This is a genomic window from Serratia sp. BFP-2025, from assembly GCF_050880365.1.
In the GTDB taxonomy this organism is placed as follows: Bacteria; Pseudomonadota; Gammaproteobacteria; order Enterobacterales; family Enterobacteriaceae; genus Serratia; species Serratia surfactantfaciens.
Genome location: NZ_JBPAFV010000006.1, coordinates 63,294 through 77,007, shown reverse-complemented (window position 1 = coordinate 77,007; position 13,714 = coordinate 63,294). Strand labels below are relative to the sequence as shown.

Genomic DNA, 13,714 nt, shown 5'->3' with positions numbered 1-13,714 from the left:
TCACTCGGCGGCGAGCTTGGCCATCAGCGCCTGGGTGACCACATCGGGCAGGAAAGGCGCGATATCGCCGCCGTGGCGGGCGACCTCCTTCACCAGTGAGGAGGAGATGAACGACCACTCTTCGGAAGGCATCAGAAATACGCTTTCCAGCGTTGGCATCAAGTGACGGTTCATGTTCGCCAGCTGCAATTCGTATTCAAAGTCAGACACTGCACGCAGCCCGCGCACCAGGATATTGGCGTTCTGGTGGGCGGCGAAGTGCGCCATCAGTTCACTGAAGCCCAGCACTTCCACATTGTCCAGATGCGAGGTGACCTGCGTCGCCAACGCCACGCGTTCATCCAGGCTGAACAGCGGTTTTTTGCTCGGGCTGGCGGCGATGGCCAGAATCACGTGATCGAACATCAGTGACGCGCGCGTCACTAAATCCAGGTGGCCGTTGGTCATGGGATCGAAGGTCCCGGGATAGATGGCTTTGCTGGTCATGATTCACTTCTCTGAGTAGTTGCGGCCCAATGCCCATAATGCGGCATATTTATTGAAGGTATATTGCGCGTTGACCACCGCTAACAGCAACCCCTGTTTACCGTCCAGGAAGCCGGCGCGCAGCAGCCAGGTTTTGACGAAGGCGCCGAGCGTGTGGGTCAGGATAGACAGGTAGCCGCAGCGCTTGCCGGCCCGGTGGCGCTGGGTGGCCCACTCTTCGGCGTAGCGCAGCTGTTTACGCTGGAAGGCGAAGAAATCGCGGCAGGTCAGGTGCAGCATATCGCCGCTGAGGGGGATGACTTTAGCATCGCCGATGTTCAGCGATTCGTGCACCAGATCGTCGTTATAGCGATAGCGTTGGTTGGCGTACAGGCGGTTGACGCGGTCGGGATACCAGCCGCTGTGGCGCATGAAGCGGCCAAGGAACAGATTGCGCCGCGCGCAGCTGTAGACGGCGCCGTCGTCCGGCGCGTTCAACACCTGTTCGATAGATTGCCGCAGCTCGGGCGTGACGCGTTCGTCGGCGTCGATCATCAAAACGTAGTCATGGCTGGCGTAGCTTTGCGCCAGCTGACGCTGCTTGCCAAACCCTTGCCAGTCGGTGTGCGTGAAGACTTTGGCACCCAGGCTTTCGGCGACGGTGACGCTGTCGTCTTCGCTGCCGGAGTCCAGCACAATGATTTCATCGGCCCACTCGACCGAGCGCAGACAGTCCGGCAACAGCCCGGCTTCGTTTTTGGCGATCATCACCACCGACAGGCTTTTGCGGCTGCTCATTCAGTGACTCCGGGGCGGCAGGTGCGGTTCCAGCAGCTGCAGCAGGCGTTGCAACGCTCCCTGATTCTGATACAACACTTCCACCGCATGGCGGCCGTAGTAGCGGCGGTAGTCTTCGTCGGTCAGCAGGGTTTCCACTTCCTTCACCAGCGAATCGACATCGGTCACGGTGATCAGGCCTTCGGCCTGCGAAAGCTTGGCGCAAATGTCTTTAAAGTTGAAGGTGTGCGGACCCATCAGCACCGGGATGGCGTGCGCGGCAGCTTCCAGCGGGTTGTGCCCGCCACGTTCCACCAGGCTGCCGCCGACAAAGGCCAGATCGGCGATGCCGTACAGCAGCATCAGCTCGCCCATGGTATCGCCGATCACCACCTGAGTGCTGCCGGATGGGATTTCGCCGCTGCTGCGCAGGGTGTAGCTGAAGCCGGCTTTCTGCACCAGCTCTTTGGCGGTCGGGAAGCGTTCCGGGTGACGCGGCACCAGGATCAGCAGCAGGTCGGGGTGTTTTTCCAGCAGTTTGCGATGCGCTTCCAGCAGGATGGTTTCTTCACCCTCATGGGTGCTGGTGGCGATCCACACCGGGCGGCGCGGCGCCCATTGGCGGCGCAGCGTAACGGCGCGGGCGGCCAGCTCCGGGGTGACGGAGATATCGAATTTCAGGCTGCCGGTGACGGCCAACTGAGAGCGTTTCAGGCCCAGTTCGATAAACCGATCGCCGTCTTCCTGGTTCTGTGCGGCGATCAGCGTAATGCGGCGCAGCATATCGCGCATGAACCCGCCAATTTTCTTATAGCCAGCGGCGGAGCGTGCCGACAGACGTGCATTGGCGATCACCAGGGGGATCTGCCGCTGATGCAGCGCGTTGATCAGGTTAGGCCATAGCTCGGTTTCCATAATGATCACCAGCTTGGGATTCACCTGGTCGAGGAAGCGGTTCATGGAACCGGGCAGATCGTAGGGCAGATAGACATGATGCACGTCTTTGCCGAAAGCGGACTGGACGCGTTCTGAACCTGTTGGGGTCATTGTGGTCACAGTTATCGGCAAAGCGGGGTAACGGTGGCGTAGTGCCCGCACCAGCGGGATGGCCGCCAGCGTTTCGCCGACGGAGACGGAATGCAGCATGATGCCGCCTGGCACGACTTTCCCGGCGCAGAAGCCATAGCGTTCCGCCCAGCGTTTACGGTAGGCTGGAGCTTTGCGGCTGCGCAGCAGTAAGCGGAGCCAGATCAGGGGTTGGATGAGGTAGAGTAGTACCTGATATAAACGCAGCAACATTCTATCAATTTCATTTATATGGGTTATTCGGAATAGTACCATAACTGGAAGGGAAAGGCGCTAATTTGGTAACCTTGGGTGTCAGTTTCAGACAACCGGCGAGCGATTTCGCCGATAGGCTCGGAATGAAGAATATTTTAATTATTCGCCGCGATAACATCGGCGATCTTGTTTGCACCACGCCTCTGATCGAAGGGGTGAAAATTGCCTATCCAGACGCTAAAGTTTATCTGCTGATCAATAAAGTCAGCCAGGACGTTGTTAAAAACAACCCTCATCTCGAGAAAGTTTTTGTCTATAAAAAGGCCAAGCATAAGGCGAAAAATGAAACGACGTTGGGCGTTTATTTCGAACGTCTGATGATCTTCCTGAAGCTGCGCAAAATAAAGTTCGATGCGGTCATTCTGGCCAACCCGGTACCTTGCAAATACAGCCTGCGTTTAGCGAAAATGGCCGGCGCAACCCATATTATCGGCGCCGATTTGGGCACGAAAGATATTGATCGCCCGTTTCGCAAGGACGATTTCCGCGGCCAACATCAGGTCGAACACACTTATAGCTACTTATCGGCGATCACCGATCAATCCATTCCAATCCCTCCGGTGCGGGTGTTTCTGACGCCGGAAGAGCGGCAGCTGGCGGCGCAGCGGTTGCAGGAACGTCTGCCGCCGGTCGAACGAGTCTGCGCCGTGCATATCAGCAGCCGCAGCCCGAAAAGGCGCTGGCCGGTTGAGCGCTATGCCGAAATCATCAACCGTCTGGCTGCCGATCCCCACACCGGCGTGCTGATTTTCTGGTCGCCGCAGGGTACGCTGGCGCCGGACGACATCGGCGACCAGCAGCGCGCAGAACAGCTGTTGGCGCTATGCCAAAACGAACGCGTCGCGCTTTATCCGACGGCCTCGGTACGTGAGCTGTTGGGCGGGTTTGATTTATGCGATCGGGTGCTGTGCAGCGACGGCGGGCAGATGCATCTTGCCGCTGCGCTGAATAAGGATATGGTGGTGTTCTTTGGCGATACCGATAAAGCGTCCTGGCATCCATGGACCGGTCGTCATCATATTTTGCAAAGTGAGTCTGGGCACTGTGAAGATGTTTCTGTCGATGAAGTTTGGCAGAAAATGCAGGCGCTCAACTAGCGAAGAAAATAAGGCAGGCGTCTCCTGCCTTATTTATTTCTTTATTATTGTTTTTTCAGTTCCAGATATTGGCGGCAAATAGGTTCCAGCCCATAGCTCAGCAATTGCTGTTGATTTATCTGCGGCGGCTTGGCGTAAATTTCCGCCATTTTTGCTGCCAGCGACGCTTCGCTTAATTCCGCCAGCGCGTTAGCCATTCCGGCTTTTTCCAGAATTTCCGCAGGGCCACCCGGACAACGGGTGCTGACCACCGGCGTGCCGCACAGCAACGATTCTACCAGCACGTTACCGAACCCTTCGCTGTCGGAGCTGAGTACCAGCAGTGAGGCATGGCGAATAAACGGGTAGGGATTGGCCTGAAAACCGAGAAACAGCACGCGTTCTGCGATGCCTAGCTCCGCCGCCAGGCGTTTGGCGTCGGCGACTCTGGCGTCGTCTCCGGTACCGATCAAGGCCAATGGCGCCTGAATGCCGGACTGCACATAGGCTTTCAGCAGCCGGTCATGCCGCTTTGCGGGGTGAAAACGGCCGACATGCACCAAATAGTCCTGGCCGGCCAGTTCGCAAGGCGCCGCGGCCTGTTGTTGGATGGCGTCGATGTCGAACGGGTTGTTGATGACCGCCAGCCGGCGCGGGCGGATCGGCAAGTTCTGTTGCAGATCGTCGCCGACCGCCTGTGAAACGGCGACGATATTTCTCCCCTGGTAAACGTTGACGATTTTGCGCTGCTTCAGCCAGCGGTCCAGGCCCTTGCGGTGGCCGAGGTAGGAGGTGGAGAGAATGCCGTGAATGCAGAACCACAGACGATCCGCGGCCAACCGCTTGCTGCGGCTGACGATGCGATCGGTTTTATGCAGGTTGGAGAACACCAGATCGAACGCGCCGTGTTGGCGTTCGTGTTCGGCTATCGCCCGATCCAGCGCTGCGGCGCGGCGCGACAGCTCGGTCAGCTTGCGCCAGGGGGCACGGCTGCGATCGGCCACCACCTGATAATCAATGCCTGACGGGATAGGGTAATTGCAGACGTCGCGCAGCGAGATAAGGCTGACGTCATGCCCCTGTTGCTGCATACCCTGACACAGGGTCAGCACCACTTTTTCCGCGCCGCCTCCCGGCAGGCCGTCGATGATCATCAGAATACGCATAGCTAGTCCAGTAACCGGTTATAGAGAGAAATCAGCTGTTCGGAGAGATGCGCCGGCGTAGCCGTCATAATGCGCAATCTCGCCGCTTCGCCCATGGATGATCCCAGCGCTTGGCGCGGCAGCGCGCGGATAGCCTCCGTGATGGCCGGCACGTCGAGCGCATCGGTGACGAAGCCGTTTTCGCCAGGGGTGATAAATTCGGCGCCACCGCAGGTGGTGCTGGTGACAACCGGCAGGCCGCATGACATCGCTTCCAAAATCACGTTGGGGAACGGATCGTACAGCGTCGGCAGCAGCAGCGCGTCCGCCGCCTGGTAGAACGGCAAGGTCTGCTTCTGCACGCCCATAAAGTGAATGCGATCGCTGCAGCCCAGCGACTGCGCCAACGCACGGTAGCGTTTTTCGGCCTTGTCTTTGCCGACCACCAGGAGATGGCTGTCGGTCGCCGCCACGGCGCGGATGGCGGCGGCCAGCCCTTTACGCTCGAAACCGGAGCCGACAAAGATCAGGCAGTGCGCCTGTTGCGGGATCTGATATTGTTCGCGCAGGCCGCGGCGCAGGGCCTCGTCGGCGGGCGGGAATTTCTGATTGTCGATGGCGTTATAGATCACCGTGATCTTGTCGGCGGGCACGCCAAAGTCGGCGATGATCTCCTGCTTGATCATCTCGGCGTTGCAGATGACGGCTTTCAGCTCTGGCGCAGCGTACATGGCGCGTTCGGCGCACATCACGTAGCGGTGATAGCGGTTTGAAAACAGCCATTTGCGCCGCCATTCCGGTAGCAGACGCGCGCGTTGCAGCAGCCAGCGGCGATGTACGCCGTCGCCGGCGCGGTAGATGTCGCAGCCGGGAATGCGCTCGTGGCTTTGTACTAAATCGAAGCGCTCTTTCTGCCACAGCGCCCTGGCCGCCACGGCGAACCCCCGTTCGCGGCTGATGCGGCCGAGCTTTAACGGGTTGCACAGGTGGATGTGCCAGTTGGGATTGGCGTCACCCTGCCATTCGCGAGTGATGACGTTCAGATCGAGATCCTGTTGCTCCAGCGCCTCCAGGGCGCGGGAAACGAAACGTTCGGCTCCGCCGTCCGGGCGGTATTTTTGGCGAACGATCGCCAAACGAAATGCTTTCATGCCAGCGTGCTCCGCGCGGCTGCAATCACCGCGTCTGTAGGAATAAGGTCGAGATACCGTTCGTCGGTGCCGGTATCGATGGCGTCCGGATCGGGCAGTTCACCGAAGTCACCGGCCCAGATCACGGCGCCGGTAGCCTGCCATGGCCGCCAGAAGGTCAGCTTGGAAGGGCCGAACAGCGCTATGCATGGCGTTTGCAGCGCAGCGGCCATGTGCATCGGCACCGAATCCACGCCGATAAACAGTTTGGCGTGATCGATTAAGGCGGCCAATTGGCGCAGCGTCAGTTGCCCGGCCAACGAGATCACGCCCTGCGGCGGGCTGAGCGCCAAAATGCGCTCCACCATGGCTTTTTCTCTGGCGTCAGGGCCGGAGGTGATCACCAACTGGTGGCCGTCCGCCTGTAAGGCGGTGAGGGTGGCGGCCATCTTCTCTTCGCTCCAACATTTGAAGAACCAGCGCGACGTAGGCTGCACCACAATATAACCGCCGGCGACACCCTGTTTCTGCAACAGTTGCTCACAAGCCTGCCAATCCTTTGGATCATAACTCATGGTCACACGTTCATTGAGCGCGGGCAGGTTCAGCGGTGCCAGCAATGAGAGATTCTGTTCGACGGTATGCAGGCGGGCGTGATTGTCTACCGGTACCAGCTGCGTGTGACAGTGGCGCCACACGAAGCCGCGGCGTTTGGGAAAATCGAAGCCCAGACGGATGCGCGCGCCGGTCAGGCGCGTGAGGATGGCGCTGCGCCACTGATCGGCCAGGTTGACCACCAGATCGTAGCGCTGCGCTTTCAGGCGGCGCAGCAGCGCCAGTTCGTGCCCCAGGTGTGCGCGGGTGCCCTGCTTTTTCCATTGACGATCGATGGCGAACAGGGTCGACAGCTCCGGATTACTGGCCAGCATCTCCCGCGTTTCCTGATACAGCAGCACATCGATCTGCGCCTGCGGGTAGTTTTGCCGCAGGCTGTTGATGACCGGCGTGACCAGCAGCATATCGCCGTGGTGGCGCAGTTTTATGATCAGAATACGCTGTACGGATGGGGCGGAAGTTAGGGCTGGCGCGTCGTTCATCATGAGTCGCTTTCTGGGAAACCAATCTTTGATTCTAAATGACCCGATCGCATGTGGCTACTGTTGCACGGTTTTCTTGCCGAGCGGCAAAAAAATCGCCGGGTCGGGGACGAATGCGTCTCAACGTTGTCCAAACCAGGCAGCAAAGTCGTTTGCCCTGGCGAAACGGCCTGCGTAACATAGTGCATTCTGTTGATATCAGGCTCGATATTCATGACTAAACCGGCGTTTCTCATCACCATTGATACCGAAGGCGATAATCTGTGGCAAAACCACGATCGCATCGCGACCGAAAACACGCGTTTCTTGCCGCGCTTTCAGGCGCTGTGCGAAAAATACGCCTTCAAACCGGTTTATCTCACCAACTATGAAATGGCGATGGACCCGGCTTACGTCGAGTTTGCGCGCGACGTGATCGCCCGCGACGCCGGCGAGGTGGGGATGCACCTGCACGCCTGGAACAGCCCGCCGCTGACGCCGCTGACCGACGACGACTGGCGCCACAAACCTTATTTGATCGAGTATCCCGCCGATCAGATCCGCGCCAAGGTCGATCACATGACCAAGCTGCTGGAAGACGCTTTCCAGACCAAGATGCTCAGCCATCGCGCCGGCCGCTGGGCGTTCAACGAATACTATGCCTCGCTGCTGCTGGAATACGGTTATCAGGTGGACTGCTCGGTCACGCCGCGGGTCAACTGGCAGTTTTCGCCGGGCAATCCGCGGGGCAACGGCGGCACGGATTACAGCCGCTTCCCGTCGCAGGCCTATTTCATCGATCCGCAGAACATCGCCAAACCGGGCGCTTCGTCGCTGCTGGAAGTGCCGATGAGCATTCAGTACAAGCACTCGGCGCTGATGAATGCGTTCAAGCAGGGGTATGACCGGCTGCGCGGCAAGCGGCGCTCGCCATCCGTCAACTGGCTGCGCCCGAGCGGCGGCAATGTGGACAAGATGATAGGCGTGGCTGAGGCGTCGCTGGCGCAGGGGCATGACTACGTCGAATTTATGCTGCACTCCTCCGAATTTATGCCGGGCGGCAGCCCGACGTTCAAGACGGAGCAGGATATCGAAGTGCTGTACCGCGATCTGGAGCAGCTGTTTGACTGGTTGCAGCAGCGTACGGTGGGCATGACGCTGGCCGAGTATTATCAACTTAAAGCGAACTAAGAACTCACATGTCGAAGAAATGGAAAATCAAGGTTGCCGACTGGTTCTTGCGTCGCTATACGGCGAAATACGGCCGTTTTCAGGACAAGGCGATGTTTGACGGCGCCCAACAGTTTGACAATATCGTCATCTATTCCACCACGGCGTTGGGCGACTTCATGTTCAACACGCCGGCGCTGAGGGCGATGAGGGAACGCTACCCCAACGCCCACATCACGCTGGTGGTGCACAAGAAAAACCGCGAGCTGGTGGAAAACGGTCGTTATTACGATCGCGTGGTGTATTGGGACAGCAAGATCAAGACGATACGTCCATTGCTGAAATCGCTGCGCGAACATCGGCCGGATTTGGCGCTGATTCTGCACTCCCACCTGCCTTATGACATCATCAGCGCCGTACTGGCCGGGGCGAAGTACATTATCAGGGATAACTACAGCTCGGGCATTTGCGGGCTGGAGCCTTGGCTGACCAACTACATCTTCCATTATTACGGCCACTTCGTGCGCCGCAAACTGGAGCTGATTTCCATCCTGGGTTGTCGCAGCGACGATCCGACGATGGAAATTCCCGTGGACTATCAGCACGGCGTCAAAAGCAGCGAGCATCCTACCATCGGTTTTCAACTGGGGGCGTCAACAGAGTCGCGTTGCTGGCCGGTTTCGCACTATGCGCGGCTGGCCGATGAGCTGGTGGCGAAGCACCCTAATGTACGCATCGTACTCATTGGCGCACCGTTTGACGACGGCAAGGCAAAGCAGTTTATGAGCCTGATCGGCCCGCAAACGCAGGCCTGCGTGGATAACCAGATCGGTAAAACGGGGCTGCAAGGCTTGCTGACGCTGATCGACAGTTTCCATGTTCTGGTCACCGGCGATACCGGGCCGCTGCATCTGGCGGTGGCGCTGAAGGTGAAAACCATCAGCCTGTTCGTGACCGCCGACTCACGCTCTACCGGCCCGATTCAGGATGCTGAACTGCACCGCATCATTCAGGTGTCGCGTACCGGCTATACGATGCCGCTGGAGGCAGAAAGCCCGATGGGAGTCATCCAGCCGCAGCGGATTTATGATGAGTTGGTCGCGCACGTGCCTTTGACGCGCTAGAGGTGCGGCACCGCATCGGCCGCCTGGCCGATGCGGTTAGTGCGGCTTACGCCCGCGCAGTCTCGAAAGAAAGGTATCCACGCGCGCATAGCGCATCTGGCGGACTTTTTTGCTCGGCACGCCGCTGTTGCGGCAGATCTCAGCGGTGCGACGCAGGATATGCAACGTTGCCGGCGCGTAATGATAATAGCCGTATACCGCCTTCGACATGCTTTTCACCTCGGAAAAGCAGTTGGCCAGCATCAGGGCGGCCAACCGGCGCAGCGGCTCATCCCCGGGATGCTGCGCCACAAAACGCAGCATTTTCTCCATGGCGAACAGCAAATCTTCGATATCTTTGGGTTTGATATTGCGGGTAATGCCTTGGCTGTTGTCCCGATAGAAATAGAGTTCGCAGTCGAGATGGGCGATGCGGCGGGTTTTGAAATACTGAAAAGGCGTGAAAATCACGTCTTCATAGCGCCTGCCGTCTTCGAACGTTTCCCCTTCCAGCAGCGTACGTTTATACACGCGGCTCCAGAGATGCCACATCGAGCGTGCAAACAGCGGTTGCAGGCAGCCGAGCCCCAACTGTGGAAAGTCGTAGGCCACGGGCTGCACTGTACGGTTATCCGGGGTCGGCGGTTGTTCGGTAAACTTCTGATAATTAAAGTCGATCAGGTCATCTTCCCCGGCTGTCAGCAAGGGCCGCAGGATCGCCAGGTAGTCGTCGCTCAGCAGATCGTCGCCGTCGAGAAAAGTGATATAACGCCCGGTGGCCCGTTGCAGGCCGACATTGCGGGCATGCGCAATGCCGCCGTTGGCTTGTGAAGTAAAGACCACGCGCGGATGCCGACGCTGCGCCAGATATTGGCTGACCAGCGCGCCGGAAGCGTCGGTGGAGCCATCGTCGATGATCACCACCTCGATATCGTCGCTAATCTGTGCAAATAACGAATCCAACGCAGCGATAACGAACGCTTCATTATTATAAAACGGCACGATGACGCTGAGCAGCGGCTGCTGAGGATTCACGGTGTTGGTTCCTGGACAGGGGGCTGTTTCGCGACGGAAAGAACGGCGGCGATCAGCGCCAGACAGAACATGGCGGTGCCTTCCGTGCTAAAGAAGATAACGTCGCTCAGGCCGTAAACGAACAGACTGGCGCTGACGCTCAGCAGCAGCGCGTTGCGCTGCGGCCGGAATGAAGAGAAGAACAGCCCCACATAGAGCGCCAGCAGCAGCAGTGCGCCCCAGACGCCCTTGAGCGAGTAGGTTTCCAGCAGTTCGTTATGCAGGTGGACGTTGATGTAGGGCATGACGCCAGACAGGCGAGGCTGCAGTGCGACCATCGCGCGGATCTCTTCGCCGCGCTGCTCGGCGGATTGGCCCCATGGGGCTTGTGAACCGGTACGCCATGCCAGCGTTTGCATCGACAGCCGGGAAATGATCGAGTTTTCAGTCTGTGGCTGGTCCATCAGGCGCATGTCGGTCTCAAAGGCCTGAATGCGTTCCTCTATCTGCGGTTTAAACACCAGGCCGCAAGCTACGAGCAGCAGCGGCACCGAGGCCACCAACGCGAGTTTGTGTTTCCTGGAAACCAGCTGCTTGGTCGCCAGCAGCGACAGGCAGACCGCCACCGGGTAGACCAGCATGGCCGCGCGCGTGCCGGTGAGCACCAAAGCAGAGAAGGACAGCAGGAATGCCGCAATGTACCACACCAGGCGGTAGCGGGTGCGCAGCATCAGGATGGCCTGCATCATCACCAGATCGATGGCGGTCATCAGGTAGGCAGCGACCGTGGCGCGATCGAAATTGAGCTCTACGCGCGGAATATCCAGACGCAGCCCCTGATAGAGGGAATAGCCGTTGACCGCCAGACCGGTAACGAGAGCTACAACGATCAGCAGACGCTGCACACACAACCGCTCATTGAGCGCGATCAGCAGGATGAACGCAGTAGCGAGCTGCAGTTTGCCGGTCGACATATAAGAGCGATAAATGTTGATGTAGTCACCCGGCTGTTTGAAGTGATGCATCCAGAGGATGGTTCCCATGCCCACGCTGAACATCAGTGCGGGCAGCAGCAGATTTTTAACGTTGCTGAAGTAGTAGCGCGGGTACAGGCAAACGGCGATAAAGGCGATGTAGCTGGAAACGTAAAACAGATTGCGTCCGGTCGCGGAACCGAAAGGAATGGTACAAAAAGCGATGGCGCACCCCAGATAGATCAGATAGCTGAAGGCAGGGTGCGGCGTTCTGTGTTTTAGCATCGGGCGTGTTTTCCGGCTCACGTTTTAATTAAGCGATGAAGGATCGCAGCGTGTCGTCGAACTCAGCTTTGAACTGAGCATAGCTGAAATGCTCAGCAGGATAGCGCTGCGCATTGCGGCTCAGAGTCTGGTAGGTTTCGCGCTCCAGTAATTTCTCAACGGCATCCGCACAGTCGAGATGCGACAGCAGCTTGGGCGACACCAGACTGTCGGTCAACGGATCGTAGACCTCATGCGGGAAGTCGACCTCGATATCGGTGAGCTGTCGGTGTTGTTCAATGGTGATCGACGGCGTCAGGCCAATGCCGCAGACGCCGTCTTTCACCGCCTCCGGCTGGCCGTCAACCTGCGGGAAAATGACCGGCACGCCGAAATAGAGCGATTCCATGCAAGACAAGCCAAACGGTTCGGTTATCGGTGTACTCATGTAGATATGCGTACGATTGAAGAAGCCGGCGACATCATCCTGGTAGCCGCTAAAAGTCACGCGATCGCCGAGCTGAAGCCGGGCCGCCAGCGCCTCGAACGCTGCGCGATCCGGCCCTTTGCCGGCCACTTCCAGCGTGAAGTCATGTCCGCGCCGCAGCAATTCCTGCATCATCAGCAGCGAAACGCTGATGCCTTTCAGGCTGACCAGGCGCGAGGCGGTGCCGATCCTGATCGGCTGTGACAGCACTTTCGGCGCGTCGGCGATCCCCGCCGGCGTCTTGATGCGGTTGATCACCACGTGATTTGGGCAAGGCAGATTAAAACGCAGCTCCATCACCCGCTTCGACGCGTGCGAGGCGGAAATGACGCCGTCCAGCATGGCGAAGAAACTCAGCGTCTTTTTATTCTTGGGGTAACGCCAGGAGCAGCCGTGATCGTAGTAAACCAGTTTGCCGCGCTTGGGTTTGGCCGCCAGCCCCGGCACCAGGTCCCAGACGATCACTACGTCGGCGTTCGCCCGCTCGATTTTCCACTTCAGCAAAAATTTGCGCAGGAACTGCGGGCAGCGCAACGGCAGCGCATTGATTAGGCGGTTGGCGAAGGTGACGGGCTGATGCGCGGGCAACTGGCGGCGGATCTCTTCGCCAATGTCGCCGCTGATGCACAAGACCTGGTTGCTGCCGTCGGTGGTATCGTTGATGTACTGCAGGAACAGGCGCTCGACGCCGCCCATTTTACCCAGGTTGATAATATGCAGTTTTTTCATGCTATAACCTTTTGCAACGCCTGCCATGCTGTATCGGCGTCGATTGTCGCCATGCTTTTTTCCGGCGAAATCAGCGAGTGCTGATTTTGCCCGTAGCCGCCGATCAGGCCGGGATCGGTCGGCCCGAACAGCGTGATGTTCGGTTTGTCGAGCGCGGCGGTCAAATGGCTTAGCCCGGTGTCGACCGAGACCACCCCTTTGGCGCCGGCCAGCACTTCGGCCACCTGCTGCAGGCTGAGTTTCGGCAGCACCTCGACATGCGTAAAACCTTCCGCCAACCGCAGCGCGCGCTGATGTTCATGCTCCGCGCCCCACGGCAGTTTGATCTTCAGTCCGCTGTCGGCCGTCAGCGCGATCAGCTCACGCCAGTTTTGCTCCGGCCAGTGTTTATTGTCACGGGTCGTAGCGTGCAAAAACACCAAATACTGTCCGGCATCGGCCGGCGGACTGCTGAGAAAACGCGCGGCGATGGCGTAATCGCCGTAGCTGCCCGGTTTGTCGTAACCGAGGCTTTTGGCGAACAGCTCGCGCGTGCGTTCCACCGCGTGCTGCTGTTTGTCTATCTCATGGCGAACGTTGTAGAACCAGCTGGCGAACGGCTCGCGTGCGCTCTTGCAGTCGGGGCCATGCTTGTTGCCCTTGGCGATGCGCGTGATCAGCGCGGCGCTTTTGATCAGGCCCTGTGCGTCGATCACCACATCGTAGCGGCGTTCTTGCAGCGCGCGCTTGAAGTCGCAGCGCTGCTGCCGGGTGTCGTTGCCGAACCAGTTTTTACGCCAGCGGCGAATGGCCACCGGGATCACGCGGTCCACCGCCGGGTGCCAGGTGGGAATTTGGCTGAAGCCTTCTTCCACCACCCAGTCGAAGCGGATATCGGGAATGGCCTGCAGCGCGTCGGTCAGGGCGGGCAGCGTATGCAGCACGTCCCCCATCGAGGAGGTTTTTACGATTAACACCTGCATG

13 protein-coding genes are annotated in these 13,714 nt (G+C 58.8%); 3 read left to right on the top strand and 10 right to left on the bottom strand.

Annotation, left to right across the window (positions count from 1 at the left end; translation table 11 throughout):
- Genes coaD through waaA form a run of 3 tightly spaced genes read right to left on the bottom strand, consistent with a single transcriptional unit; the run spans window position 1 to window position 2,541 of the window.
- The gene (coaD, locus tag ACRAWE_RS23420) at window positions 1-486 is read right to left on the bottom strand and encodes a pantetheine-phosphate adenylyltransferase (RefSeq protein WP_004931181.1); all 486 of its coding nucleotides are present in this window, start codon (window positions 484-486) and stop codon (window positions 1-3) included.
- A gap of 3 nt (window positions 487-489) precedes the next feature.
- A complete protein-coding gene (locus ACRAWE_RS23415) occupies window positions 490-1,263 on the bottom strand; it encodes a glycosyltransferase family 2 protein (protein WP_019452199.1) in 774 nt (257 codons plus the stop codon).
- Entirely contained in the window at window positions 1,264-2,541 is a 1,278-nt protein-coding gene (waaA, locus tag ACRAWE_RS23410) for a lipid IV(A) 3-deoxy-D-manno-octulosonic acid transferase (RefSeq protein WP_019452200.1), read from the bottom strand.
- A gap of 125 nt (window positions 2,542-2,666) precedes the next feature.
- Between waaA and ACRAWE_RS23405 the strand changes: the two genes are divergently transcribed.
- Window positions 2,667-3,680, top strand: coding sequence for a glycosyltransferase family 9 protein (locus ACRAWE_RS23405; RefSeq protein WP_432525955.1), 1,014 nt, complete (start codon window positions 2,667-2,669; stop codon window positions 3,678-3,680).
- 44 nt (window positions 3,681-3,724) lie between these two features.
- On the opposite strand, the gene ACRAWE_RS23400 is transcribed toward ACRAWE_RS23405, so the two are convergent.
- Genes ACRAWE_RS23400 through rfaQ form a run of 3 tightly spaced genes read right to left on the bottom strand, consistent with a single transcriptional unit; the run spans window position 3,725 to window position 7,034 of the window.
- Window positions 3,725-4,825: a glycosyltransferase gene (locus tag ACRAWE_RS23400; protein ID WP_432525954.1), complete on the bottom strand. Its 1,101-nt coding sequence runs from the start codon at window positions 4,823-4,825 to the stop codon at window positions 3,725-3,727.
- A 2-nt stretch (window positions 4,826-4,827) separates the two neighbouring features.
- Window positions 4,828-5,955: a glycosyltransferase family 4 protein gene (locus ACRAWE_RS23395; protein ID WP_154747621.1), complete on the bottom strand. Its 1,128-nt coding sequence runs from the start codon at window positions 5,953-5,955 to the stop codon at window positions 4,828-4,830.
- Window positions 5,952-7,034, bottom strand: a complete 1,083-nt coding sequence (gene rfaQ / locus ACRAWE_RS23390) for a putative lipopolysaccharide heptosyltransferase III (RefSeq protein ID WP_019452204.1) — start codon at window positions 7,032-7,034, stop codon at window positions 5,952-5,954. The genes ACRAWE_RS23395 and rfaQ overlap by 4 nt, the downstream gene beginning before the upstream one ends.
- A gap of 210 nt (window positions 7,035-7,244) precedes the next feature.
- Between rfaQ and ACRAWE_RS23385 the strand changes: the two genes are divergently transcribed.
- Together ACRAWE_RS23385 and ACRAWE_RS23380 are read left to right on the top strand one after the other, a co-directional pair.
- Window positions 7,245-8,201, top strand: coding sequence for a polysaccharide deacetylase family protein (locus tag ACRAWE_RS23385; protein ID WP_019452205.1), 957 nt, complete (start codon window positions 7,245-7,247; stop codon window positions 8,199-8,201).
- Between the two features lie 8 nt (window positions 8,202-8,209).
- Window positions 8,210-9,304, top strand: a complete 1,095-nt coding sequence (locus tag ACRAWE_RS23380) for a glycosyltransferase family 9 protein (protein WP_432525953.1) — start codon at window positions 8,210-8,212, stop codon at window positions 9,302-9,304.
- A 36-nt stretch (window positions 9,305-9,340) separates the two neighbouring features.
- Here ACRAWE_RS23380 and ACRAWE_RS23375 read toward each other — a convergent pair whose 3' ends face one another.
- From ACRAWE_RS23375 to rfaC, 4 genes are read right to left on the bottom strand one after another with little or no spacing between them, the layout of a single operon-like run.
- On the bottom strand, window positions 9,341-10,318 hold the full coding sequence (locus ACRAWE_RS23375; protein WP_432525952.1) for a glycosyltransferase: 978 nt from the start codon (window positions 10,316-10,318) through the stop codon (window positions 9,341-9,343).
- Window positions 10,315-11,556 (bottom strand): O-antigen ligase family protein, encoded by a 1,242-nt coding sequence (locus tag ACRAWE_RS23370; protein ID WP_154747624.1) that lies wholly within the window; start codon window positions 11,554-11,556, stop codon window positions 10,315-10,317. The genes ACRAWE_RS23375 and ACRAWE_RS23370 overlap by 4 nt, the downstream gene beginning before the upstream one ends.
- Before the next feature lie 28 nt (window positions 11,557-11,584).
- Entirely contained in the window at window positions 11,585-12,751 is a 1,167-nt protein-coding gene (locus ACRAWE_RS23365; RefSeq protein WP_432525951.1) for a glycosyltransferase, read from the bottom strand.
- Window positions 12,748-13,713 (bottom strand): lipopolysaccharide heptosyltransferase RfaC, encoded by a 966-nt coding sequence (rfaC, locus tag ACRAWE_RS23360; protein ID WP_432525950.1) that lies wholly within the window; start codon window positions 13,711-13,713, stop codon window positions 12,748-12,750. The genes ACRAWE_RS23365 and rfaC overlap by 4 nt, the downstream gene beginning before the upstream one ends.
- Window position 13,714 lies beyond the last annotated feature (1 nt).